The organism is Polaromonas sp. P1_G2 (assembly GCF_056405515.1).
This window is the reverse complement of sequence record NZ_JBFUBY010001817.1, coordinates 1-353: the sequence shown is the minus strand read 5'-3', so window position 1 is coordinate 353 and position 353 is coordinate 1. Positions and strand designations below refer to the sequence as shown.

Annotated in this window: 1 protein-coding gene; it reads right to left on the bottom strand. The window is 61.2% G+C overall.

Features of this window, described 5'->3' with window-relative positions:
• Positions 1-41: 41 nt before the first annotated feature.
• Positions 42-353: type IV secretion system protein (locus AC1D0P_RS32730; RefSeq protein WP_477680523.1), on the bottom strand; the 312-nt coding region annotated here is incomplete at its 5' end.

The window sequence follows — 353 nt, the reverse complement described above, 5'->3', positions numbered from 1 at the left end:
GGCTGCGAGTGTCAGAAATACGAGATAGAGCGGCAGCCCTCTCATTGCAGTGCTGCCTTCATCGCGTCCATGCGCTGACGCCATTCCTCTTCCTTGCGCTGGTCGTCGACCTGCGCCTGCGCCTGCTGCACCATCTTCAGTCCCTCCATCCGAAGGACGTCGTTCTGCAGGAAGGCCGTTTCGGCCTGGAGACGTGCCTGCAGGTCGGCGACATCCTTCGCGTCGCTTGCCGTAGAAATCTGTTGGCGCAACTGGTCGATGCCCGCGATGCGCTTGGTGGCAGTGTCATAGATCTGCTGCCCGAGGCTCATTTGGCCGGCGTTCTGGTTCTGGATACGGGAGAGTTCCTGGGC